Origin of the sequence: Gracilibacillus lacisalsi DSM 19029 (assembly GCF_000377765.1) — a bacterium.
In the GTDB taxonomy this organism is placed as follows: domain Bacteria; phylum Bacillota; class Bacilli; order Bacillales; family Amphibacillaceae; genus Gracilibacillus; species Gracilibacillus lacisalsi.
In genome coordinates this window covers 19,158-43,512 of sequence record NZ_KB898672.1, presented here as the reverse complement: position 1 = coordinate 43,512, position 24,355 = coordinate 19,158, and the positions used below count along the sequence as shown (strand labels likewise).

The 24,355-nt window shown below is 36.6% G+C and carries 22 protein-coding genes; 16 read left to right on the top strand and 6 right to left on the bottom strand.

The annotated features are described in order from the left end of the window. The first annotated feature begins 108 nt into the window (after window positions 1-108). Window positions 109-324, top strand: coding sequence for a YuzI family membrane protein (locus D569_RS25180; protein ID WP_483788242.1), 216 nt, complete (start codon window positions 109-111; stop codon window positions 322-324). Between the two features lie 78 nt (window positions 325-402). After that, window positions 403-1,161: a YjbA family protein gene (locus D569_RS0115550; RefSeq protein ID WP_018933349.1), complete on the top strand. Its 759-nt coding sequence runs from the start codon at window positions 403-405 to the stop codon at window positions 1,159-1,161. A 75-nt stretch (window positions 1,162-1,236) separates the two neighbouring features. Here the strand turns inward: D569_RS0115550 and trpS are convergent, their stop codons facing one another. Continuing rightward, entirely contained in the window at window positions 1,237-2,235 is a 999-nt protein-coding gene (trpS, locus tag D569_RS0115545; protein ID WP_018933348.1) for a tryptophan--tRNA ligase, read from the bottom strand. 254 nt (window positions 2,236-2,489) lie between these two features. Between trpS and D569_RS0115540 the strand changes: the two genes are divergently transcribed. Continuing rightward, complete coding sequence (locus tag D569_RS0115540; RefSeq protein WP_018933347.1) at window positions 2,490-3,968, top strand: aldehyde dehydrogenase family protein; 1,479 nt, start codon at window positions 2,490-2,492, stop codon at window positions 3,966-3,968. Between the two features lie 1,104 nt (window positions 3,969-5,072). On the opposite strand, the gene D569_RS23705 is transcribed toward D569_RS0115540, so the two are convergent. Continuing rightward, window positions 5,073-5,438: a DUF3899 domain-containing protein gene (locus D569_RS23705; protein ID WP_018933345.1), complete on the bottom strand. Its 366-nt coding sequence runs from the start codon at window positions 5,436-5,438 to the stop codon at window positions 5,073-5,075. A 162-nt stretch (window positions 5,439-5,600) separates the two neighbouring features. Here D569_RS23705 and D569_RS0115525 point away from each other — a divergent pair, with 162 nt between their 5' ends. The 12 genes from D569_RS0115525 (at window position 5,601) to pepF (ending at window position 20,583) form a co-directional block, all read left to right on the top strand. Next, on the top strand, window positions 5,601-7,337 hold the full coding sequence (locus D569_RS0115525) for a peptide ABC transporter substrate-binding protein (RefSeq protein WP_018933344.1): 1,737 nt from the start codon (window positions 5,601-5,603) through the stop codon (window positions 7,335-7,337). A 181-nt stretch (window positions 7,338-7,518) separates the two neighbouring features. Continuing rightward, window positions 7,519-8,451: an oligopeptide ABC transporter permease gene (opp3b, locus tag D569_RS0115520; protein WP_018933343.1), complete on the top strand. Its 933-nt coding sequence runs from the start codon at window positions 7,519-7,521 to the stop codon at window positions 8,449-8,451. Continuing rightward, complete coding sequence (opp3C, locus tag D569_RS0115515) at window positions 8,451-9,599, top strand: oligopeptide ABC transporter permease (RefSeq protein ID WP_018933342.1); 1,149 nt, start codon at window positions 8,451-8,453, stop codon at window positions 9,597-9,599. Before opp3b ends, opp3C begins: the two co-directional genes overlap by 1 nt. A gap of 10 nt (window positions 9,600-9,609) precedes the next feature. Beyond that, complete coding sequence (locus tag D569_RS0115510; protein WP_018933341.1) at window positions 9,610-10,668, top strand: ABC transporter ATP-binding protein; 1,059 nt, start codon at window positions 9,610-9,612, stop codon at window positions 10,666-10,668. After that, window positions 10,668-11,591, top strand: coding sequence for an ABC transporter ATP-binding protein (locus tag D569_RS0115505; protein ID WP_018933340.1), 924 nt, complete (start codon window positions 10,668-10,670; stop codon window positions 11,589-11,591). Before D569_RS0115510 ends, D569_RS0115505 begins: the two co-directional genes overlap by 1 nt. 243 nt (window positions 11,592-11,834) lie before the next feature. Next, window positions 11,835-13,055: a putative glycoside hydrolase gene (locus D569_RS0115500; protein WP_018933339.1), complete on the top strand. Its 1,221-nt coding sequence runs from the start codon at window positions 11,835-11,837 to the stop codon at window positions 13,053-13,055. A 137-nt stretch (window positions 13,056-13,192) separates the two neighbouring features. Next, window positions 13,193-13,795 carry a GNAT family N-acetyltransferase gene (locus tag D569_RS0115495; protein WP_018933338.1) on the top strand — a complete coding sequence of 201 codons (603 nt, stop codon included), beginning with the start codon at window positions 13,193-13,195 and terminating at the stop codon, window positions 13,793-13,795. A gap of 224 nt (window positions 13,796-14,019) precedes the next feature. Beyond that, complete coding sequence (spxA, locus tag D569_RS0115490; protein WP_018933337.1) at window positions 14,020-14,415, top strand: transcriptional regulator SpxA; 396 nt, start codon at window positions 14,020-14,022, stop codon at window positions 14,413-14,415. Window positions 14,416-14,922: 507 nt separating this feature from the next. Continuing rightward, a complete protein-coding gene (mecA, locus tag D569_RS0115485; RefSeq protein ID WP_018933336.1) occupies window positions 14,923-15,606 on the top strand; it encodes an adaptor protein MecA in 684 nt (227 codons plus the stop codon). Between the two features lie 570 nt (window positions 15,607-16,176). Beyond that, window positions 16,177-17,568: an MDR family MFS transporter gene (locus D569_RS0115480; protein ID WP_018933335.1), complete on the top strand. Its 1,392-nt coding sequence runs from the start codon at window positions 16,177-16,179 to the stop codon at window positions 17,566-17,568. A gap of 56 nt (window positions 17,569-17,624) precedes the next feature. Further along, window positions 17,625-18,710 (top strand): competence protein CoiA, encoded by a 1,086-nt coding sequence (locus tag D569_RS0115475; RefSeq protein WP_018933334.1) that lies wholly within the window; start codon window positions 17,625-17,627, stop codon window positions 18,708-18,710. A 55-nt stretch (window positions 18,711-18,765) separates the two neighbouring features. Next, a complete protein-coding gene (gene pepF / locus D569_RS0115470; RefSeq protein WP_018933333.1) occupies window positions 18,766-20,583 on the top strand; it encodes an oligoendopeptidase F in 1,818 nt (605 codons plus the stop codon). 196 nt (window positions 20,584-20,779) lie between these two features. Here the strand turns inward: pepF and D569_RS24650 are convergent, their stop codons facing one another. Further along, window positions 20,780-20,956, bottom strand: a complete 177-nt coding sequence (locus tag D569_RS24650; RefSeq protein ID WP_018933332.1) for a hypothetical protein — start codon at window positions 20,954-20,956, stop codon at window positions 20,780-20,782. 29 nt (window positions 20,957-20,985) lie between these two features. Here D569_RS24650 and D569_RS0115460 point away from each other — a divergent pair, with 29 nt between their 5' ends. Beyond that, window positions 20,986-21,984 (top strand): nuclease-related domain-containing protein, encoded by a 999-nt coding sequence (locus D569_RS0115460; protein WP_018933331.1) that lies wholly within the window; start codon window positions 20,986-20,988, stop codon window positions 21,982-21,984. 193 nt (window positions 21,985-22,177) lie between these two features. On the opposite strand, the gene D569_RS0115455 is transcribed toward D569_RS0115460, so the two are convergent. The 3 genes from D569_RS0115455 to D569_RS0115445 form a co-directional block, all read right to left on the bottom strand. Further along, entirely contained in the window at window positions 22,178-23,071 is an 894-nt protein-coding gene (locus D569_RS0115455) for a ClpXP adapter SpxH family protein (protein WP_018933330.1), read from the bottom strand. Further along, entirely contained in the window at window positions 23,068-23,469 is a 402-nt protein-coding gene (locus tag D569_RS0115450) for a globin domain-containing protein (protein WP_018933329.1), read from the bottom strand. Before D569_RS0115450 ends, D569_RS0115455 begins: the two co-directional genes overlap by 4 nt. A 183-nt stretch (window positions 23,470-23,652) precedes the next feature. Next, complete coding sequence (locus D569_RS0115445; RefSeq protein ID WP_018933328.1) at window positions 23,653-24,234, bottom strand: CYTH domain-containing protein; 582 nt, start codon at window positions 24,232-24,234, stop codon at window positions 23,653-23,655. Window positions 24,235-24,355: the final 121 nt, after the last annotated feature.

The following is a 24,355-nucleotide window of genomic DNA, read 5'->3' as shown; positions in this document are numbered from 1 at the left end:
CGGGCGCTCTGCGCTTTTCTTATGCTGTCCATAACCAATATACGTCCTATTGTCATAGTTTAGAGGCTTGTACATATAAATTAGTATAAAGCGGTTAAGGGGCGGGTTGTGGTGATTTATCTGTTGCTTTTTTTAGTAGGATTTGGATTATCTATATCGGGTGGCGTTTCGATCATTCTTTATCTAAATTTTATACCAGCTGGTTTGTCTTTTCTCGATTATCTTGCTATTGTTCAAACCAAAATTGAATGTTATTTCTTCCTCCTTGGCCTTATTTTTATGGGGATATCTGTTCAAAGGATGACACTATTTTCTGTTAAATAATAACAAGAAAAGAATAAATTATCGTGTATTGGTCATACTGTTTGATAAAACAGATTAGTCAAAGTGAGGGTTCGTCATATGTTGTATTTACATGATGTATGGGTCAATTGGTTTGAAGGAGAAGAAAACGGCTATAATGTATGTCCCTTCCATGAATGGAGAAAATCAGACGGTATTGAAATTCTAGATCAAGCTCCGATACTCTTCATCGATGACAAAACCTTTCAATACATTGAAAACGATTTGCAAGATATACCTCAATCAATGTTAGATCAAATTTATCAACGTGCGTACATTCGCAAAAATCAAGAACGGCAACAGCTTGATTATGCTTGCGTGATCACGAACGGTTCATCGATTCTAGCGTTTGATACGATGGGATATCATATACCGATTCGAAAAAGCAGACTAATCCCACGTCAGGAGCGGTTAGTGTTTGATCTGATTGAGGGACGAACCGCCAAGACATATTCAATAGCTGACCATACAGATAAAGAATTTCACATTTTATCATTACCGCCAGAATATATGGTGGGTTTGACGAGAAGAGAGCGTCAATTAAAACAATTGTTAATGATTGCTTTGGATCAGTTAGAAGTCGCTCATTGTCTGGAAGAAGTAAGATACTGGTTAACAGAATGGGCCCCAGAGCAATATCACTCCATTAAAAGAATGACGTTTAATGAAGCATGGGAAAAGCTTTACAACGATTTAGTGACCGGGTGGAGTACAAAACATGAAGTTTTTTGCAAGCAAATTATTAAAGGTCAAGCTTTTTATGAAGACATATGGGAGCGGGAGCACCAACCATATTCAACTAAATCATTACGTTCTTAAATACTTTAAAAACCTTGGAGCTGTTAGGGTCTCCAAGGTTTTTATATGCCGGCATAGAAGCAGGGATGTCTTTTCTTATTTTTTCTTTTTCTGTACTCGCCCAAGCCCCATTGCTTTTTTCGCTTTACGTAACATTTTATTTGCAGCAAAGTTAGCTTTATTAGCACCTTGATCAAGTAGATCATCTAATTCATCTGATTCAATTAGTGTGTTATAACGTTCTTGAATCGGACGTAATGTCTCAATTACAGCATTGGCAGTGTCTTGTTTAAACTCCCCATAACCTTTACCTTCATATCTTTGTTCTAGTTCTTTAATGGATTCACCTGTACAACTTGCATAAATAGTTAATAAATTACTAATTCCTGGTTTATTTTCTTTGTCATATTGAACAATACCATCAGAGTCAGTAACGGCACTCTTAATTTTCTTCTCAATTTGTTTTTCTGTATCCAGCATAAAAATAGAAGCTTTCTGGTTATCATCTGATTTACTCATTTTTTTCGTTGGTTCTTGTAAGGACATAATTCGAGCACCAACTTTAGGAATGCTAATATCCGGAATTGTAAAAATGTCATTGTAGCGATGGTTAAAACGTTGAGCTAAGTCACGCGTCAATTCCAAGTGTTGTTTTTGATCATCACCAACAGGCACAATGTTGGTATTATACAGTAAAATATCTGCAGCCATTAGCGGCGGATAAGTTAATAAACCAGCAGATACTGCTTCTTTTCCTTTGGATTTATCTTTGAATTGGGTCATGCGTTCTAATTCACCTATGTAACTGATCGTTTGTAGCATCCAACCTAATTGGGTATGAGCAGACACTTCTGATTGAATAAAAAGAACAGATTTGTCTGGATCAATGCCAGAAGCTATGTATAATGCTGCAAGGGATTTAATGTTTTCACGTAATTTTAATCTGTCTTGTGGCACAGTAATGGCATGTTGGTCTACTACACAGAAATAACACTGGTTATCTTCTTGTAGGGAGACAAAATGCTTCATAGCACCTAAATAATTTCCTAATGTTAGACTACCACTCGGTTGAATACCTGAAAAAATTGTGTTCACTTTACTTCACCTCTATAAATCTGTATGTATATTTTTTACGATTCCATTATTCATGATTACATTTATTTCGAGATATACGTAATTGATTTTATCACATGTAAGAAATAATTTCTCTTATTAACATATTCACTTTTATCATAACACTTGTAGGGCAAAGTTGAAAGATTGCTTAATGGAATAATCATACGATGCATGATTCTATGAATTACGGGGAATAACTATAACAAGATTTCAACATGAAAGGAGTAAAATCTATGGCTGAAAAAGAGATTATAATAGATGCTATTATTAATGGAGAAAAGTATAAGGCGGAGAAACAGGAGCCACGAGAAAATCCTACACATCCGAATGAAATTGTAGGGTATGCACCAGTTAATACAGTGGAAGATACTATCAAAGCTATTGATGTAGCACACGAGACCTTTATAACTTGGAGAGAATCGTCTATTGATGATCGGGTTGAACGTATGAGAAGGGCGATTCAGAAAATTAAAGATAACACACCTGAAATTGCAAAATTGTTATCACGTGAGCATGGTAAAGCACTCTATGATTCTGAAGGTGAAATTGGTGTTTCACTGATGTGGATGGAATATGCATGTGATAATGTCAAAGAAGTATTAAAAAACGAGGTGCAAGAACACGATAACGGTAAGACGATTATTGCAAAAGATGCTATCGGTGTTGTATCTGCAATCACACCTTGGAATTATCCGATCTCCCTTTCTACTATTAAGATAGCACCAGCTTTATTGGCTGGAAACACGATGGTTTTAAAACCAAGTCCTTTAGCACCGCTTGCCGTTAGTAGAGTTGTTGAAATCATTGCAGACGAATTCCCGCCCGGAGTTTTAAACATGGTGCACGGGGAAGCGGATGTCGGTGTTGAATTAACATCCAACCCTAAAATCGCAAAGATTGCCTTTACTGGAGGAACGGAAACAGCCAAACACATCATGAAGGCAGCAGCGGACACTATTAAACATATGACATTAGAATTAGGAGGAAATGATGCAGCCATTGTCTTAAGTGATTTTGATATAAATGATGCAAGAGCAATGCGACGATTAGTTATTTCTAATTTCCTTACTGCTGGCCAAATTTGCATGATTGCGAAAAGAGTTTATGTGGACCAATCGATTTATGATCAGTTTGTTGAAAAGTATATAGAAGCGGCTAATAAGTGGATAAGGGTTGGAGATCCTTTTGATAATAATGTAACGGTGGGTCCGGTTAATAACCAAAAGCAAGCAGAATATGTTCAAAGCTTAGTGGACGATGCTGAAAGCAAGGGAGCTAAGATAGTGAAATTAGGTACGATCCTTGATCAGGAATTATTTGAAGAAGGTTATTTCATGCAGCCTACAGTCGTTTTAGGTGCAGATCAAAACGATCCCATCGTTGTCGAAGAACAGTTTGGGCCAACCGTACCGATCTTACCTTTTGAAAATGATCAGCATGCAATAGAACTTGCCAATGACAGTATTTTTGGCTTAACAAGTTCTGTTTGGGGGAAAGAAGAGCATGCCATAGATGTTGCAAAGCATATTCAGGCAGGTACTACCATGATTAATACGGCAGCCGTTCAAGGACTTGATGTCCGCTTCCCATTTGGTGGAGTGAAACAATCAGGAATAGGACGTGAATATGGTAAAGAAGGAATTCTCGCATATACCGATACACATGTGATTAACGTTCCTAAAAATCGAGATTTACCTTACATTCCTGAATAAATCGCTAGATCATCTTTGCTTGTTTTTATGAAATACTATTTTAAAGCCTTGGATCCCCTCCAAGGCTTTTATTTTAGGACACGAAAGTATATAATCAGCGCAATGACCGTATTAAACGAAGTAGTTATTTTGACTATTTTATGTGTGTTTGCCAACGCTCCGACTAATTACTTCGCTTTCCGCGGGCACGGCCTCAACTAACTTTGCAAAGAAAAACATTTTGCAAAGTGGATTTTCGGCTCGCGCTATTCCCGCAGGAGTCTACGTAATTAGTCTCCGCTATGAGAATGTGCAACAATTCTAGTCAGAAGTAATAGGTTGAATTTTATAAAATAGATAAGAGCAAGAGTCGCTATCCATAAGTATAAAAGCAGCAATGTTACTTCATGCTAGAGTTGTAGAGCAGAACTTAGCGAAGGCCACCCCCCACGGAAAGGAAAGTGGGCAGCCCGGAGTGGTGATAAGGCAGTTCAAATATTTCAAAATGGATGCTAGAGAAATGGTAAACCTTTAGCTTTTTAGTCATAAGGGCTGAGCAAATTTTGCTCAGTTTTTCTTGTATGATAAGAAAGTATAAATTTTGCGCAGATGTCTAGCTTCGAGCGCCCAGAAACGTAGCGACTTCACGAAATTGCCCTACGATAAGTCATCATCGGTTCGTAAACTCACCGTGATTCCTTTATCTCAGTTAATTCGTTCCAGTCGCTACGTTTCTAATCGGGCACTCTGCGCTTTTCTTATATATGGAGAGTATAAAATTAGTGCAATGACCATATTAAACGAAATAGTTATTTTGAAAAAAACGTAAGATTATCTGACATTTTTATGTAAGAAATCAGTGGATATTAGTAAAATGAAATAAATGTTCATTGATTTATTGTTAGATTTCGACTGATCTATTTGTAGTCATTAGCTATTTAGACGGTGTGTGTTGTTTTAATTATTCTTTAACATAGAGTTAAAAAATACAAAGATTTTTCTTGAGTGAAATTTAGCAAAACTACTCCCTTCACTGTGTACATGTAAAATTTATATTCCATCGTAAATATTCTTCCCCATTGTTATTTTTACAAAAATTATTAGAAATTAACATACTTTTAAAATCTAATAATAAAATATAATTAATATTAGCATAATTCCTAATAGAGCCCCTCCTTGAATAATAAAGAAAGTGACCCAATTCGTATTGACTCTGTCAGAAGGTAATGGATGTTCTTCAAAGCTGCTGTGCCATTTTTTCTCATTGTTCACTCTAGTAAACACTTTTCTAAAACTAAGAGCTGTAATATCAAAGAATTTCCTTGATATTACATAAAGTAATAGTCCTATCATTATATAAAATGTCCCGATATAAAAAGTAATATTGATGTAGTCCAGTAATGAAGCATGACGTGTAAATAATATGACTAATAGTAGACATACTAAACAATGTGCAAATATTAGAGTTACATGCTGGAGCCATTTTTTCATGAGAAATTGTCTCCTTTCCTATTTTAATTATGAGATATTTGCTTCAGATTAGCAATATTCTTAAGAACCATAATTGACAGATTACAGCTAATATTAGTGGATTCTCAGTATTCAAGAGTATAAGTTTTAATGTTTTATAAAAAATATATAGGGGGTATTGAAATGAGAGGTAACAAATGGTGGTTGTTAGTGTTAGCACTTGTTCTTGGATTAGTACTAGCTGCGTGTTCCTTTGAAGATAGTGCAGAAGAAGACGATACGGACACGGACAATGTGGAAGAAAATGAAACAGATGGTGAAAGTGAAAGCGATGGGGAAGAAGGCGAAAAAGTTCTGCGAATTGCATCTACTTCAGATATTCCTACTATGGATCCGATTCTTGCGGAGGATAATGTATCCTTTCAATACACAGATACCGTGTATGAAGGTTTGTATCGTCTGGCGCCTGAGGGTGAAATAGTTTCCGGTATCGCCAAAAAAGATGAAACAGAAATAAGTGAAGATGGATTAACGTATACTTTCCACTTACGTGAAGATGCACAATGGGAAAACGGAGATCCAGTCACTGCACACGATTTCGTTTACGGATGGCAACGTGCTATTGATCCGAACAACGGTTCATTTTACGCTAATTACTTAATGAATGGTAAAGTGAAAAACGCTGCTGAAATCTATGTAACAGAAGATGATGAGTCTGATGTAGAACCATTAGACCCATCAGAATTAGGTGTAAGTGCTCCAGATGATTATACATTTGTAGTTGAATTAGAAAAACCGGTACCTTATTTCGAATCATATGCCGCTTTTCAAACATTTTTACCGATGAATCAAGAATTTGTTGAGGAACAAGGTGATGACTTCGCTCTGTCCCCTGATAGTATTCTGTCAAACGGTCCATTTAAGATGACAGAATGGGAGGCTGAAGCAGGTTGGGAATTAGAGAAAAATGAAACTTATTGGGATGCAGAAAATGTGGCATTAGACGGTATTTCAGTAAAAGTAATTAAAGATGCAGATACAGCACTTTCAAACTATGAAGTAGGTGAATTAGACCGTGTTACCTTGTCAGGTGCACAGGTACAAGATAATCAAACAAGTCCAGAATTTCTTTCTCTTACGGAAACGAGTGTCTTCTGGTTGAAGTTTAATCAAGATTCAGAAACAGCGAGCGAATATATGCAAAATCTTAACTTTAGAAAAGCATTAGCTAAAGCATTTGATAAACAAGCGTATATTGATGTGGTTTATGGTAATGATTCAACACCAGTTAATTTCTTTGTTCCGGAAGGCTTTGTTGAGCATCCAGAAACAGGAGAAGATTTCCAAACAGGTAGTGATGTTTTAGCCTATGATGTGGAAGCTGCACAGGAGTTTTGGGAAGCCGCAAAAGAAGAACTAGGGTTTGACGAAGTGACTTTATCCTTCTTAAGTGGGGACAGTGATGTCGCTAAAAATATTAGTGAATTCATGAAAACAGAATTAGAAACTAATTTAGAAGGCTTAACGATTGAAGCGAACAATGTTCCATGGGCACAGCAATTAGAAATAATGCGTGAACAAGATTATGAATTAGCAGTATCCGGTTGGGGTCCTGACTATAAGGATGCTATTTCCTTCGTAGATCTTTGGATAACAGATGGAGAAAATAACGATATTGGATATTCTAACGAAGAGTATGATGCACTTGTAGAAGCAGCAAAAGGAGAGCTAGCAACAAGCCCTGTAGAACGATTCGAAGCAATGCAAGACGCAGAAAAAATTGCGTTAGAAGAAGCAGCTATTGGACCAATTATGCAGCGTAAAACTTCTGTACTTGCTAAAGATTATCTAAAAGGTATGGAATCATTAAACCCATTCGGTAACGACTATAGCTTTAAATATGTGGATATTGTTAAGTAACATTTAAGACTGATGAACAGTGGGGGACAAAATCCTCACTGTTCATAGTCATATTTTATAGTATAGCAAGGTAAAGGAGGGGATAGCCTAGGTTTGCCTGAGCTATGCTCTTTTTTACACATCCATGTTCAACGTATAAAACTAAGAATAAGGTGAACTTATGATATAGGAGGTGGAAGCATTGGCCAAATATATTTTACAACGACTGGTTTACATGTTTATTACATTGTTTGTTATTGCAACAGCGACGTTCTTTCTTATGCAATTACTTCCTGGTTCTCCGTTTAACGAACTTGGCGGCAAAATGACAGAAGCTCAGGAGCAAATATTACTAGAGGAATACGGATTAAATGATCCTGTACCTGTACAGTATGCCAAATACATGCTTGGAATGGTACAAGGTGATTTAGGCGTGTCGTTTCAATATGATAATCGGTCGGTAACAGACATAATACTGGATCGAATTGGTCCATCAGCACATTTAGGTGCACAAGCTTTAATTATTGGTTCTATATTAGGAATTATTTTAGGGATGATCGCTGCGATTAGACATAATACTTGGGTAGATTACTCTTCCAATGTTTTAGCTGTTATCGGGATATCCATACCATCATTTGTATTCGCAGGGCTCTTGCAATATTACTTTGCAGTACAATGGAGAATTTTCCCGCCCTCTTTTTGGGAAGGACCGATTTATACGGTACTACCTACGATATCGCTGCTGATATTTCCTATGGCGATCTGTGCACGTTTCATGCGAACCGAAATGCTTGAAGTATTAGGGTCTGATTATATTGAATTGGCACGAGCAAAAGGTGTTTCAAATTCAAGTATTATGTTTAAACATGCATTGCGAAATGCCTTAATACCTGTTATTACGGTATTGGGCCCCATAACCGTTAGTTTAATGACAGGTACATTAGTGATTGAACAAATTTTTGCTGTACCGGGGATTGGTGAACAATTTGTACGTTCGATTAGTGTTAATGATTATCCTGTTATTATGGGGACAACCATGCTGTTTTCGGTATTATTTATCTTGGTCATTTTAATTGTCGATTTACTGTATGGAATGATAGATCCAAGAATCCGTATTACAGGAGGGAAGGACTAATGGACAATGGTACAAAGAAGTATAATGCGGAAAAGTTCGAACGTGTCCATTTACCAGATGATGCCAATGAAGAACTCTCACGTCCGCAACTTTCCTTTTGGAAGGATGCTTGGATCCGACTTTGTAAAAATACTGGTGCTATTACTGGATTAATCGTAATCGTCTTCATAATCTTAATGGCTTTTATTGGACCATTCATGAATGATTACACCAATGAAGGTGCGAATTATGATGCTGCCTATTTGCCTCCGAAGGTAAAAGGGTTAGAAGCGATCGGCTTCGATGGTATGCAAACATATGAAGTGCAAGGCGCAACCGAAGAAGAGGCGATAGAACGTGGGTTAGCTGGATATGAAATAGAGGAAGAATATGTGCAAGACACAGAAGTAGTAATCACGAAAGAAGAAAGTGAAGATGGTTATGTAACGGTTGCAATGGAAGTAGATATTTATGCAGCGCGAGGATTAGAAGATCAATATTTTTGGTTTGGTACTGACAGTATGGGGCGGGACTTATGGACACGTATCTGGAGTGGTACACAAATTTCATTATATATTGGTTTTCTTGCAGCGATGATTGATATGGTAATCGGTGTTATCTACGGTGGAATATCTGGTTATTATGGCGGCAGAACAGACAATATCATGCAACGAATTATTGAAATTCTCTCTGGAATACCGAATTTGGTTGTAGTTATTTTAATGATCATTTTATTGAAACCGGGTTTAATTGCCATTACGATTGCCTTAACGATAACAGGTTGGATTGGTATGGCACGTATTGTACGTGGGCAAGTACTAAAATTAAAAGGACAAGAGTTCATTTTAGCGGCACGAACATTAGGTGCAAATGATAAGCGTATATTGATGAAACACTTAATACCAAATGTGACAGGTATGATCATTATTAATACGATGTTTACGATTCCTAGTGCAATTTTCTTTGAGGCCTTTTTAAGTTTTATTGGTTTAGGCCTGCAACCACCGATCGCATCGCTAGGAACTCTTATCGATACGGCCTTTGATGATTATAGAGTATTTCCATATATGCTACTTTACCCAGCTGTGATTATTTCCTTATTAATGATTGGCTTTAATATTTTAGCGGATGGATTACGAGATGCATTAGATCCGAAGATGAGAAAGTGAGGCGGAGAATATGGATCCCATTTTAGATGTTCGTCATTTACATGTGTTTTTTGATACCTATGGAGGTACTGTTCAAGCGGTAAGAGGTGTGGATTTCACACTAGAAAAAGGTGAAACACTGGCAATTGTCGGCGAATCAGGTTCTGGTAAATCCGTAACAGTTAAAGCTTTGATGGGACTTGTTACGAAGCCAGCTGGTCACATTCCCGAAGGTGAAATTCTATTTGAGGGAAAAGATTTAACAAAACTTTCTGATAAAGAGATGCAGAAAATACGGGGGAAGGATATATCAATGATTTTTCAGGATCCGATGACATCCTTAAACCCAACGATGAAAATTGGAAAACAGATTATGGAAAGTTTGATTTTACATCAGAAGTTATCGAAATCAGAAGCTCGTAATCGTGCTGTTGAATTGTTGGAATTAGTAGGAATTCCCGATCCAGCTAGCCGTATGAATCAGTACCCACATCAATTCTCAGGTGGTATGAGACAACGGGTTGTGATTGCAATTGCACTTGCCTGTAATCCAAAAGTATTGCTTGCAGATGAACCGACAACAGCACTTGATGTAACAATTCAAGCACAAATTTTAGAACTTATGAAAGAGATACAAAGGAAAATGGAAACGTCTATTATATTTATTACACATGATTTAGGAGTAGTAGCCAATGTAGCGGATCGTGTAGCGGTTATGTATGCAGGTAAAATTGTGGAAATAGGAACAGTCGATGATATTTTCTATCATCCTAAACACCCTTATACATGGGGGTTACTTGGTTCGATGCCAACAGTAGATAGTGATGACGAGAAATTAATGGCAATACCTGGTACGCCACCGGATTTAATCAATCCGCCAAAAGGGGATGCATTTGCCGCTCGTAATGAATATGCTCTGCAAATTGACTTGGAAGAAGAACCGCCGATGTTTAAGGTGTCAGATACCCATTATGCGGCAACATGGTTACTACATGGTGATGCACCTGATGTGGAACCTTCTGAAGCAGTGAAAAAGCGAATGAAAGGTATCGCAAAAGGGAACCTTTCTGCTGGGAAGGAGAATCGATGATGAATAAAGAAAAGATTGTCGAAGTGAAAAATTTAAAACAATATTTCCAAGCAGGAAGAAAGCGTATTGTTAAAGCAGTAGATGGTGTCAGTTTCGACATCTATCGTGGGGAAACATTTGGTTTAGTTGGAGAGTCTGGTTGCGGAAAATCAACAACTGGAAGAACGATCATACGCTTATATAATGCAACAAGTGGTGAAGTAAAATTTAATGGTATCGATGTTCATGGACGCAAGTCAAAGAAAGATTTGAAGCAATTTAACCGTCAAATGCAAATGATTTTTCAAGATCCATACGCATCCTTGAATCCAAGGATGACGGTAAAAGAAATTATTTTAGAAGGTATTGAAATTCATGGATTAATTAAAGATGAAGCAAAAAAAACAATGCGAGTAGAAGAACTTTTAGATACTGTTGGTTTAAATAAAGAACATGCGACTCGATATCCTCATGAGTTCAGTGGAGGGCAACGTCAGCGTATCGGCATTGCAAGAGCACTAGCCGTTGATCCTGAATTTATTATTGCTGATGAACCAATTTCTGCGTTGGATGTTTCAATCCAGGCTCAAGTAGTTAACTTAATGAAAGAATTGCAGGAGAAACATGGGCTCACATATCTTTTCATTGCGCATGACCTTTCGATGGTTAAATATATTAGTGACCGTATTGCAGTAATGTATGCTGGTAAAATAGTAGAGCTTGCAGACAGTAATGAGTTATACAAAAATCCATTACACCCATACACACGCTCCCTGTTATCAGCGATTCCATTACCCGATCCGGATTTTGAGCGTACACGTGAGCGGAAGATTTATGATCCCGCACAACATGATGCGGACAATGCTAAATTTAGAGAAGTGAAACAAGGTCATTGGTTATTATGTACCGAAGAAGTATATAAAGCGTTCCAAGGCAATCAATAGGAAAAGCTTAATCATTTGGACCAGTGCCCAGTGACTAGTGTCTCTGGGTTTGCTTTCCTCTCAATCATCGCCAAGTGAATCAACAAAGTCTAGGTCTATTTACCGTTATTTTAAAGTAAGATTAAGATAAAAGAACCAAATTCCATCATTTTAAAAAGTTTTACTACGAATATTAACAAAAGAGGACAGAAATTCTATATAATAGAGATATACATAAATTTAGCTGTAGGAGTTTGATGGTATATGCGTAAGTACATAAAATGGTCAGTCAGCATGATGATTGCAATGCTTATTATGTTAGTGGCAATCACAACAACAGTAAGCGCTGAAGAAGAAGGAGATACACTGCAAGCGCAAGCTCATAAGAAGAAGGAAACAGAGTTATTTATTCACGAATTACCAGAAGCATTAGCAAGATTTTCGTTTGTATCTGATTTACAATTTGAATATCCAGACGCGGTTAGAGGCATCTATGTAACCGGACATTCTGCTGGTGGTAGCCGTTTCGAGGAATTATTGGATCTTATTGATTCAACCGATCTAAATTCGATGGTAATCGACATTAAAGAAGATCATGGGTATCTTACGTATCAACCCGAGGAAGAGTTGCCTTATGAGGGAGTTGCTCAAAATTTTATGAGTGATCCAAAAGAAGTCTTAAAAACACTTGAAGAGGAAGGCATCTACCCAATTGCGCGTGTTGTTGTATTTAAAGATTCTGTTTTAGCAAAAGCAAGACCAGATTTGTCATTCACAAAAAATGGCGAAGTTTGGGAAAATGGTAAAAAAGAATCCTTTGTAAGCCCCTTTCAACAAGAAGTGTGGGAATATAATATTGAGATCGCCAAAATGGCAGCAGAACTTGGCTTTAAAGAAATCCAATTTGATTATGTTCGTTTCCCAGAAGGCTTTGAAAAGCGTGATAAGGAATTAGAATATGATCAAGGTGATTATAAAGATGTTGAACTGGACGAAATTAAAAAAAGAGTAGAAGCTGTGACAGATTTTGTTGCCTATGCGAAGAAAGAATTAGAATCCTATAATGTTGATGTATCAGTTGACATATTTGGTTATGCGGCAACACTGGAAGAAACACCAGGTATTGGCCAAAACTTCTCTAGAATTGCAGATAATGTCGATATAATTTCATCGATGATTTATCCTAGTCATTGGACACCTTATTTTGGTATTGATAAACCGGATCAAGAACCATACAAACTTGTCAATGAATATGCCAAAGTGGAAAATGAAGTGTTAGGTGCACTAGATAATCCACCTGTATCTAGACCATGGATTCAAGATTTCGAAGCTCCTTGGCTCTATAGTGGTCCAACCTTCCAGTATGGGGTGGAAGAGGTGGAAGCACAGATAAAAGCTTTAAATGAGAATGGTATCGATGAATTTCTAATTTGGAATGCTGGGAATTCATATACTGAAGGAGTCGATTATACACCATTAGATTAACCTCACTAATGTGAGGTCTTTTCTATTGAGTGGAATGGATAGAATGTTCTTTTTTGCGATTAATTATAGCAAAAGAGGGTATAATGAAAGTGATTCTATGCATTAAGGAATGAGACTATTGAAGGGGAGATTAGTTTATGAACTGGTACGAGAAATTAAAGCAATATTTCCCTGTAGAGGAAATGAAGTCAAAACAACATATGGAATTGCTATTAAAAGAAAAAGGAGATGTTTATTATAAAGATGAAGGACCACATCACGTATTAATGTATGCTGAGTTTCCTACTTTTCTTTTTATTGACTATGTCTATGTTTCGACAGAATCACGTGGACAGGGAATTGGCCATAAGCTTATCGAAAAGCTAAAGGAAAAAAATAAACCGATTATTTTAGAAGTCGAACCTTATGATTATCAAGATAGTGATTCAACTAAGCGATTACGCTTCTATCAACGAGAAGGGTTTAAACATGCGGTTTCCATTGGTTATACAAGAAAGTCCTTGGCAACTGATGAGGCTAATTCATTAGAAATTTTATATTGGTCACCAACTGGAGAAAATGAAGAAGAAATTTATGAGCAAATGAAACGGATGTACGAAGATATTCATACTTATAAGGATGAAGAAATTTACGGAAAGTCCTATCAGCCTGTTGATGAAGTGTTAACCTATGATGATGACCGGGAAGCGACTGATATTTTTGATGTATTAGATAAACAACAAGAAGAAAAAAATAAATAAAGTTTTAAAATGGTGTTTAGGGAGGAACGGTAAGGGAATACTTTTGGTAAAGGTAAAGATATGTAAAAAGTGAAGAAAAACACATAACCCCCTATCATTCCACTACAAGATATAGTATACTTAGTACATAGATGATAGATTAAACTCATTTTAAAGTAATAAAAGGTGTAAGTGACAAGCATCTAAATATTAATAAATTAATTCATTTTGAGGAGTGAAGTTACATGGTAACACTTTATACCTCGCCAAGTTGTACATCATGTCGTAAAGCGAAAGCATGGTTAGAGGAACACGATATTCCATTTACAGAACGCAACATTTTCTCAGAACCATTAACGCTTGATGAGATTAAAGAAATCTTAAGAATGACGGAAGACGGAACAGATGAGATCATTTCTACTCGTTCTAAAGTATTCCAGAAATTAAATGTAAACTTGGATCAGCTTCCATTAAAAGATTTATTCCAATTGATTCAAGATAATCCTGGATTATTGAGAAGACCAATTATTCTAGATGAGAAAAGACTACAAGTTGGATACAACGAAGACGAAATTCGTCGCTTCTTACCACGTACAGTACGTACATTCCAATTAAGAGAAGCACAAAGAATGGTAAACTAAAAGGAAAAGCAGATCTTATTTTTGAGATCTGCTTTTTTATTAAAGCAGTTGTTAATAAATTGTAATGTGCTTTTTCCGAAATTGAAGCAATTAACTAGTGACAAATAGGGTATAATAAGCTACAATCTATAATTAATACAATGTTTCAGGTCCAATTTTAATTTTTTAGGTTTTTATGTTTTCAAATAAGGAGTAATTATCATACAATAGAGGTAACATCCTTTTAAAAAGGAAAGTATAAAAATTGGGAGGCTGTCTCGCTCCGAATGCCCAGAAACTAGACGACTTCACGAATCGTCCTACGACAAGTTATCAGCGGTTCGTAAACTCACCGTGATTCCTTGATCTCAATTGATTCGATCCAGCCACTACGTTTCTAACCGGGCACTTTGCGCTTTTCTTAATAAGATAGGATGACCAAAAGGGTATTTGTGTTAATAAGGGTTTAGATAGATGAACAGTGATCCCTTCCAACCCAATCACTTATCAAGAAGGGAGAGTTACAGGATGGAAATAGAAAGAATTAACGAAAATACAATTAAATTTTACATCTCCTACATGGATATCGAAGACCGTGGCTTTGATCGAGAAGAAATTTGGTATAATCGTGAGAAGAGTGAACAACTTTTTTGGCAAGTGATGGATGAAGTCAATTATAACGAAGAGGACTTCCAAATCGATGGTCCATTATGGATCCAAGTGCAAGCACTGGAAAAAGGTCTGGAAATTGTGGTAACAAAAGCGCAAATTTCGAAAGATGGCCAAAACTTGCAGTTACCAACAGAGTCTGGAAAAACCATTGATATGCCAGTTGATGATAAGATTGAATCTCTTCTAGAAGAGAAGTTCGGTCCAACTGAGAAAGAAATGCCAGAAATGGAACACCAATATGGTCAGGATTTTGTTGTAGTAGTCAACTTTAAAGAGTTAGAAGATATTATTCAATTAAGCCACGTTTTCGAATCGTCCATTGGAATGCGAGATGAGTTATATTATTATAACAATCAATACATGTTGATTACTCGATTTGATGAAGATTATTTGACAGATGATGAGCAAGAGGACTTAATTAGTCAAATTTTAGAATATGGTCAAGAATCAACGCTAACAGTATTCGTTGTAGAGGAATACGGTAAAGTGATCTTTGAAGAAGATGCACTGGAACAAGTTAGTGAACATTTTGCACGTTAAACTAAGTGTCAGTATGATGCTTAGTTTTTTTCTTTTTTATAAGACCAGAAAGTATATTACCATTGGTATCACATTTTTTATAAGTAAAAAAGAATGAAAAAGGTTGATTCAAAACTTTTCTAAAAAGCAAGGATAGCAAGCCATATTGGAATTAACACCACTGGGATAATAACTCAAGTTGCCAATTTTGCCAGAAGTTGTTGAACATATTTTAGCGACGGCCGCCCCCTTCCACTCCTGTGGGAATCGTTTGACCTGAAGATCCACTTTTTCGAGCGGTTTTGGCTCGAAAAAGTTAGCTGAAGGGCAAACCCCACGGAAAGGGAAGGGGGCAGCCGGAGCGGTGGTCAAGCTGTTCAAATATTTCAATATTACTACTAAAGTAATAAAGGACCGGCGGAGTTAGCCGGTTTTTCTTGTTAAAAACAATTAAAAATAATAAGGCTCTATCTAGTACATACTAATAAATATTGAAGTGAAAAAATAAAAAATGTTGTAAAGTATTTCGTATTTCGAAATAAATTATGTTATGATATATGCTGTATGTAAAAAATAGAAAGAAGGAAGAGTATGAACAACGATATAGAGATAAAACGAACGCCGTTGATGATTGTTTTAATGTCAGGTGCATTTGTCGCAATATTAAACCAAACATTACTTGGAACAGCATTACCTCATATTATGGAAGATTTAGAAATCGATGCGGCTACTGCTCAGTGGTTACAATCGATTTTTATGCTTGTAAACGGGATTATGATTCCTGTTACAGCATTTTTAATTGAACGTTTTACAACTAGAGCGTTATTTTTAACAGCAATGGGAAGTTTCGCTGTAGGTACTTTGGTAGCAGCAGTAGCTCCTGGCTTTTCTGTTTTGATGATTGGGAGAGTATTGCAAGCAGCTGGTGCAGGTATTATGATGCCATTAATGCAGACGATCATGTTTTTAATTTTCCCAATTGAAAAGCGCGGAACCGCGATGGGTCTATTTGGGATGGTTATTGCGTTTGCACCAGCAATTGGACCAACATTATCAGGTTGGTTAGTGGAAACTTTTCCGTGGAGAAGCTTATTCTACGTCGTATTACCGATCGCTATAATAGATTTGATTGTTGCAAATAAAATTTTAGTTAACGTAACAAAGCAAACATTCCCGAAAGTAGATATAGTTTCAATCATCCTATCAACTCTAGGTTTTGGTGGCATTCTATATGGATTTAGTATGGCCGGAGATGTTAATCATGGTTGGTTAAGTGGAATGGTACTGATACCATTAGTAGTAGGAGCGGTTACGTTATATTTCTTTATCCGCCGTCAGTTCAAGTTGGAGAAACCGATTCTGGAATTTCGGATATTTAAGTATAGCATGTTCAGTTTAACTACTGTTATCGGCATGATCTCCTTTCTAGCCATGATTGGTGGGGCCATAATACTACCAATTATGATGCAGGATTACCTAGGATTCACAGCCCTTGAGTCAGGATTAGCATTGTTACCGGGAGCTGTTTTAATGGGGTTAATGAACCCAGTCACTGGACGTCTGTTCGACCGTTTTGGTGGAAAATGGCTTGCTGTGATCGGATTAGGATTACTAACGATTACCACTTTTTTACTAGCTGTATTAACAACAGAGACAAGTTTTGCTTATATTGCAACAGTGAATGCTGTGAGAATGTTTGGTATCTCAATGGTAATGATGCCAGTAACGACAGCCGGATTGAACCAATTACCAACCAATGTTATTCCGCATGGTACAGCGATGAATAATACGATGCGTCAAATGTCAGGTGCACTTGGAACAGCATTGCTCGTTTCCGTCATGATGAATCAAGCAATCCCTGCTGATGGTTTAGCAGGAATGGTCCATGGTGTCAATGTTTCATTTATGGTTGCAGGTATTATCTCGATTGCAGGGTTTGTTTTAGCATTCTTTATCAAAAATTCGATACCAGGAAAAGCTTAATATGCAGGAATAATCACCTCTTTGTAGAATTATAATTACATGGAGGTGATTTTTTTATGTTGCAAGCAGTCAATCAATCTGGTGAGCTTGTACCAATTTGGAAGATGAATCGTGATCAAATTAACCAAAAGAGAAAGGAGAAGTTTTTCTGTCCAGCTTGTCATGAGCCACTAATGATTAAAGCTGGGATGAAGAATACGCCGCATTTCGCTCACCATAGGAAAAGTAATTGCAACCTTTCTGGAGAAGGCAGTTATCATGAAAATGGAAAAAAGGATATTTATTTGTGGCTACATGTGCAAGGCTATCAAGCAACATTAGAGCATTATTTCCCAGACATTAAGCAAAGAGCTGATATTTTCTTGGAGGTGAAAAAGAAAAAAATTGCGATTGAGTATCAATGTGCTCCGATTTCGATACAGGAATTCTGTCGTAGAACAGCAGGTTACCGTTCCATAGGTGTTATTCCTATTTGGATCCTCGGAGCCAATAAATTAAAGAGAAAAGGAGCGCATTCTCTTAACATTCCTTCCAATGATCAAGCTTTCCTACATCAATTCCATCCATTATTACCACTAAGCTTATTTTATTACTGTTCCGAAACTAAACGTTTGATCATTTATCAAGATATGATTTTTTTATCAAAAACAAACACATTTGGGGCCATGCATATATCCAAGTTAACTTCACTTAGATGGCATGATCTATTTCAACCAAGATATCGCCATAAAAATTTATTCCGCAAATATTGGCAACAACAGAAGCATCAATGGCGTAATCGCCCAGTACCTCCTTATCAGCGAGAAGAGATGAATTGGCGACAATGGTTATATCTTCATCAATTAAATGTGCAAACCTTACCTTCCTTCATCTATCTTCCTGTTACTACTCAATTTCGAATGAAAAGTCCTCCATGGATATGGCAATCAAGACTCTACATTGACCTTTTCTTAAAAAAAGAGTTTTTCACAATCGATTTAGCGATGCATCTTCTCCGTGAACATTACCATTCCTTTGATCATTTTCCGTTAATTCAATCTAAAAATCATCCAGTTTGTGAATATTTACAGCTATTAGTGCGTATAGGTATTTTAAAGGAGGTCTCTGAAACCAAATACCAAGTAAATCGTACTACTGTATGAACAATACGTAAATAAGTTATAATAAGACACAAGAGCAAAAGAAGGAGGAATTCAAATGGCAAAGGCTCAGAAATCACTACCGAAACGTGAGGAAATAGCAGAAGAGTTAACATGGAAATTAGAAGATATTTTTGCGACAGATGATGAATGGGACAAGGAATGGCAAGAGGTACAAGCATTATTACCTAAATTTGAAGCATTTCAAGGAACATTAAACGATGGCGCAGAGAAAGTATATCAATTGTTACAATTGCAAGATGAAGTATCAGATCGTTTGAGCAAACTTTATACATACGCACATATGCGTTATGATCAGGATACGACTAACTCATTCTATCAAGCGATGAACGGAAAAGCAGAGAACTTGATTACACAGGCTTCCAGTAAAATGAGTTTTATAACGCCAGAGATCTTAAAGTTGGACGAGCAGACATTAGAGCAATATCTTAAAGAGCATGAAGATTTAGCTTTATATAAGCATACTTTAGATGAAATTAATCGTCAGCGTCCACATGTTTTATCAGAAAAAGAAGAAGCGCTATTAGCCGAAGCATCTGAAGTAACAGATAACCCATCTCAAACTTTCAGTATGCTTAACAATGCTGATTTAACCTTTCCAGCTGTAACCGATGAGCAAGGAAATGAAGTAGATTTAACACATGGCCGCTATATTAATTTTCTTGAATCAAAGGATCAACGTGTGCGCCGTGATGCCTTCAAAGCAATGTATGAAACATATGGGAGCTTGAGGAACACGTTCGCTTCAACCTTACAAGGTGTTGTCAAAAAGGATAATTTCTATGCGAAAATCCGCAACTATGATTCAGCAAGACAAGCTGCTTTAAACAAAAATAATATCCCAGAAAAAGTATATGATAACCTCATTGAAGCGATTCATGATGGATTACCATTACTTCAGCGATATGTAGCTTTGCGGAAAAAAGTGTTAGATGTAGAGGAATTGCACATGTATGACCTGTATACACCATTAGTAAAAGATGTTGACATGTCCTTTACTTATGAGCAAGCACAAGAAACGGTGACAGAAGCACTTAAACCTTTAGGTGATGATTATTTAAATGTCATGCAAAGGGCATTCAATGAACGCTGGATTGATGTTGAGGAGAACAAAGGGAAGCGTAGTGGAGCGTATTCTTCTGGTTCCTACAGTACCAATCCATACATTCTTATGAACTGGCAGGACAATTTAAATAACTTATTTACATTGGCACATGAATTAGGTCACTCGATGCACAGCTATTACACACATAAACACCAACCATATCGTTATGGAAACTACTCCATTTTCGTTGCAGAGGTAGCATCTACTTGTAATGAAGCATTATTGAATAATTACTTAGTGGAAAAAACGGATGATCCGAAAGAAAAATTATTCTTGCTTAATCACTTTTTAGAAGGATTCCGTGGTACAGTGTTCAGACAGACGATGTTTGCCGAATTTGAGCATAACATACATGTGTTAGCCCAGGACGGGGAAGCATTAACAGCTGACCGTTTAACAGAACTATACTATGATTTAAATAAAAAATACTTTGGTGATGACCTAGTAGTAGATGAAGAAATTGGTTTAGAATGGTCACGTATCCCACATTTCTACTACAACTATTATGTCTATCAATATGCAACAGGTTATGCAGCTGCCCAATCATTAGCTGCTCAAATATTAGAAGATAAGGAACCAGCAGTAGAACGTTATCTCGGTTACTTGAAAGCAGGAAGCAGCGACTATCCAATCGAAGTGCTTAAAAAAGCAGGTGTAGACATGACCGAAAAAACTCCTGTTACTAATGCATTAAAGGTATTTGAGCAAAAGCTTGAGGAAATGGAAAAATTATTAGATCAGGTTAATTAAATAGGTATTAAGAAAAACGGAGCAAAATTCACTCAGTCTTAATCACTAAATGCTCAGATATACGTTTCCACTAGTGGTTATTATGGAATAATATTAACTACTTGATCATCAATCTGAAAGACTTCTTTATCGTAGGACGATTCATGAAGTCGCCTAGTGCTATAGACAAATACTCAAATTTTATAAAAGGCCACTCTTATCTGGTGGCCTTTTTAAATCCTTTGAATTGTTTTCTGTCTCGCCAAAAGTAAATGGTCATATAAATCGTAACAAATAATAGTGGCACAGTGAAATAGAGTGGAATCATTCGCATTAATCCAAAAATATTAAGTATAAACGCAAATACCGGTAGAACGAAAAGTAATACTTTCATTACGACACCACCTTTAAAGGAGTGAATTGATGAAACTATCCAGCTATCAGGCATTACTGGAACGACTTAATCCGCGTCATCCTCAATATGCCGACATACATAGCCAATTCCGCAAATATCAATCAGGGTTGTTTGGAGAAGATTCTCTTGATTATTATTTTCGTGTGAGTGGACTCCATGGCAAACAGTTAATAAAAGGTTTACGACTAAAACATCATGACTATTTTCAGATGGATAGAATATTAGTCTCTCTTAAATATATATTAATCATTGAAGTAAAAAATATGTCTGGAATTATTCATTTTGATTCTCATTCCCACCAACTTCACCGTTACAAGGAGGAACAGATCGATATTTTCCCGGATCCCATTTTACAAGTTCAACTACAAAAAATACAGTTAATGCAATATTTGCATCATTTCCCTCACCCTATTCCACCGATTCATACTGTTTGTGTATTCACAAATTCTAATGGAAAGTTAGAAATAGTTAACTATCCTCATAAAGATCGAATTCTAACTAGTCAAGCACTTCCTTTATATATTCAGAAAATGGATCAACATTATGTTAATAGTATAAGTTCAAACCAACAAGAGGATCTTGTTAATTATCTCAAAAGTGGTCATGTGGAGGATCAGATCAATCTAATGGAAAAACATGGGCTTTCATGGAACGATTTGAAAAAAGGTGTACCATGTATAACGTGTGGACGTTTTGCGATGAAACGAGAACGTTATCGGTGGCAATGTCCTCATTGCGATAAACGTAGTGACGATGCACATCTGCGACCATTATTTCATCTTGCCTTGTTAAGCGGAAATAAAGTAACCAACCGACTTGCAAGAGATTTTTTATTAGTTCAATCTGCTGATGCCATCAGAAAAATGTTAGTCCGAGCAGGGTTCGAACGAAGAGGAGCTAATAAAAATGGATATTATTCTTTAGATTTTCGTAAAGTGACTGATAAACAATTAAAAGTGACTGATAAGGATAGAAAAGTGACTGATAAATGCACCAATATATCGTAACATACACTGTAATCTGGAAGTGTGAAACTTTTGTGAATTTGTGCACAAACCTATTGTCATCCGGCTTCACGCTTGGTATAGTAAAGATAAGGTAAAACAAACAACCCCTTTGTTTGACCTGAAACTTTCTCCCATCCCTTATCTAGTAATAGGTAAAGCAGAAGAGGACATGTTACGTAACATGTCCTCTTTGCTATTTCGCATATTTCCAAAAGTAGCCAAACTTTACAGGTACTTTTTCAACTAGTTGCTTCAGTTGTAACTTTTTCATTTCTTTTTCAGCTTTTTCCATGGACCAATCATAGACAACTGCTATTTCTTTTGTTCCAACAAAATCATAGTGTGATACGAAATCCAACAATTTAGGTTTCTTCGCTGGAAGTGGTTCTTTTTGAAGCATTTGTTTGAGAACTTTGACATAAATTTCATAGGGATAAATACCAGAAATTTTTAAGCCCGCATCGTCTTCTGACTCATTAAAGAAAACCATAGTAGGAATATATTCAACGTCCATTTCTTTGGTAAGTTTCAAATCACATTGCAATGCTTTTTTAGACGATTTGGAACAAAGGTCTTCGCGAAATTCTTCAATATCGAGATGAACCTTTCTAGCACAACTCAATAATACTTCTTCCTGAGAAATATCTTGTTTATCTAAAAAGGCAAGCTCTTGCAATTTTCGTAAAAAACGTCTGCCCGCTTTTTTTCCTTGTAACTCAGCGGATTTTATAGCAATGGAAGCGAGCCATGGATAATGAATTGGGTTTTCGATCCAGAGATCACCATCACAACTCATGCCGGTACGACTTGCGGTTTTTTCCCAGATATCTTTTAATTTTCGTGGTTTTTCAAATTTGTCTTTATGCAAATTTGTTAGTTGTCCGCTCAGTACTGTTCTTATAGTGAAAAAACGCCCATATTCAATGGTAAGTTTCTTTAAATATGGCTCAAGAGACCAGCATTCCGGGCAAAGTGGATCAATAAACACATATATTTCAATTGGTTTCTTTAAGACATCAATAAAGTGATAATGCGCAGTTTGGTTGCGATCTTGCGGTTGCCAAGATCCGGCAGAATTCCAATTCACAATGATTCTCCTTTCTCTTCAGGCGTATTCATCATGTGATTGGCTGTAAGAGTGAGCCGATCAAACATTGCACTTCGAAATGGTTCCTCAATATTTGCTTCTTCTAGTGCACCCTCCATGCAGGAAAGCCAAGCGTCTCTCCTTGTCGGAGTAATCGGAAAGCGTAAATGGCGCTTTCTCATCATAGGATGCCCATGTTCTTGTATATATAACGGTGGACCGCCAAAAAATTGAGTCAAAAATTGCTTTTGTTTCCTCGCGACTTCAGTAAAGTCATCTGGAAAAATTGGAATTAGATCAGGATGTTTAGACACTCGTGCGTAAAAAGCCTCAACTAATTCATCAATTTTTTCCTGTCCACCAATTGCTTCATAGATGGAGCGCGCTTCTTCTCTCATATTCCTCCAAACCTTTCATCTCATGTTACTAAATAGTTCTCTCTTTATGTTACTATATTGTAACAGTGTTTACATAGAACTAGCAACTTATGTGTTTTGGTAGTTTAATCCTTTTAGCAGTAGGTATTCAACTGTTATTGAACAGTATAGCAGGTTATATTTGTTTTGCAATGAAAGCGTTTCCTATATCTTTAGTGTATGATAAAATCGTTCAATTTTATTCGGAGTTTTCCGTTTCGGAATTTGGTGAGCAGTTAAAAGTTGTTGGAAGACGGTTTTACCGTGTTGCTCATCTTCCGCTTCTAATTCTAATTCAAAGTCGGTATAACCGTTATAATGACTTTGGTCAAGGACAACGGTGGTATTATCATACGTGCATTCCAATCGATTTGTCTTCAACATCCCACCGTATTTTAAATCATGGATATTTATATGCATGGCTTGTAGAGCTTTTGATACTTCATCTTTTGCAATAATATGCCCGTTGATCCATTGTTGTGCTTCATTCGGTGTTATAGGACAATGAGTCTCCAACAAACCAGCTCCATTTGGATTAGGCTGCTTTAAGGTTAACTGAAATGTCCCCTGCTTTTCTCTGATTCGAAGAGCAGCATGATGCTTTTTTAATTGAAAATCAGCCGTTTCAAAATAGTGATTCTTCTGCTCCATTTCCGTCAACTGATAGGAATGAAAATGTTTCACTAATTGCTGGTATTCTTCATTTGTTAAAAGGTTTTTAAATTCTATCTCAATTTCTTGTGACATTGTACTCATCCTTTCATGCTTTCTATATTTTGAAGGATTTCTGACAAAAAAGCAAAAATAATGAAAATGGCAATGATTACTTCTTTGTCAGAATATATGATAAAATAAACTCAGATATTGT

What these genes read in the sequence shown, in the direction of transcription:
- spxA (WP_018933337.1), top strand. Translation starts at nt 14,020, where the DNA reads ATGGTAACACTTTATACCTCGCCAAGTTGTACATCATGTCGTAAAGCG.
- D569_RS0115525 (WP_018933344.1), top strand. Translation starts at nt 5,601, where the DNA reads ATGAGAGGTAACAAATGGTGGTTGTTAGTGTTAGCACTTGTTCTTGGA.
- D569_RS0115505 (WP_018933340.1), top strand. Translation starts at nt 10,668, where the DNA reads ATGAATAAAGAAAAGATTGTCGAAGTGAAAAATTTAAAACAATATTTC.
- D569_RS0115510 (WP_018933341.1), top strand. Translation starts at nt 9,610, where the DNA reads ATGGATCCCATTTTAGATGTTCGTCATTTACATGTGTTTTTTGATACC.
- D569_RS0115540 (WP_018933347.1), top strand. Translation starts at nt 2,490, where the DNA reads ATGGCTGAAAAAGAGATTATAATAGATGCTATTATTAATGGAGAAAAG.
- D569_RS0115460 (WP_018933331.1), top strand. Translation starts at nt 20,986, where the DNA reads ATGAAACTATCCAGCTATCAGGCATTACTGGAACGACTTAATCCGCGT.
- D569_RS24650 (WP_018933332.1), bottom strand. Translation starts at nt 20,956, where the DNA reads ATGAAAGTATTACTTTTCGTTCTACCGGTATTTGCGTTTATACTTAAT.
- D569_RS0115500 (WP_018933339.1), top strand. Translation starts at nt 11,835, where the DNA reads ATGCGTAAGTACATAAAATGGTCAGTCAGCATGATGATTGCAATGCTT.
- pepF (WP_018933333.1), top strand. Translation starts at nt 18,766, where the DNA reads ATGGCAAAGGCTCAGAAATCACTACCGAAACGTGAGGAAATAGCAGAA.
- D569_RS0115450 (WP_018933329.1), bottom strand. Translation starts at nt 23,469, where the DNA reads ATGAGAGAAGAAGCGCGCTCCATCTATGAAGCAATTGGTGGACAGGAA.
- D569_RS0115480 (WP_018933335.1), top strand. Translation starts at nt 16,177, where the DNA reads ATGAACAACGATATAGAGATAAAACGAACGCCGTTGATGATTGTTTTA.
- D569_RS0115445 (WP_018933328.1), bottom strand. Translation starts at nt 24,234, where the DNA reads ATGTCACAAGAAATTGAGATAGAATTTAAAAACCTTTTAACAAATGAA.
- D569_RS0115495 (WP_018933338.1), top strand. Translation starts at nt 13,193, where the DNA reads ATGAACTGGTACGAGAAATTAAAGCAATATTTCCCTGTAGAGGAAATG.
- mecA (WP_018933336.1), top strand. Translation starts at nt 14,923, where the DNA reads ATGGAAATAGAAAGAATTAACGAAAATACAATTAAATTTTACATCTCC.
- opp3C (WP_018933342.1), top strand. Translation starts at nt 8,451, where the DNA reads ATGGACAATGGTACAAAGAAGTATAATGCGGAAAAGTTCGAACGTGTC.
- D569_RS0115475 (WP_018933334.1), top strand. Translation starts at nt 17,625, where the DNA reads ATGTTGCAAGCAGTCAATCAATCTGGTGAGCTTGTACCAATTTGGAAG.
- D569_RS0115550 (WP_018933349.1), top strand. Translation starts at nt 403, where the DNA reads ATGTTGTATTTACATGATGTATGGGTCAATTGGTTTGAAGGAGAAGAA.
- D569_RS23705 (WP_018933345.1), bottom strand. Translation starts at nt 5,438, where the DNA reads ATGAAAAAATGGCTCCAGCATGTAACTCTAATATTTGCACATTGTTTA.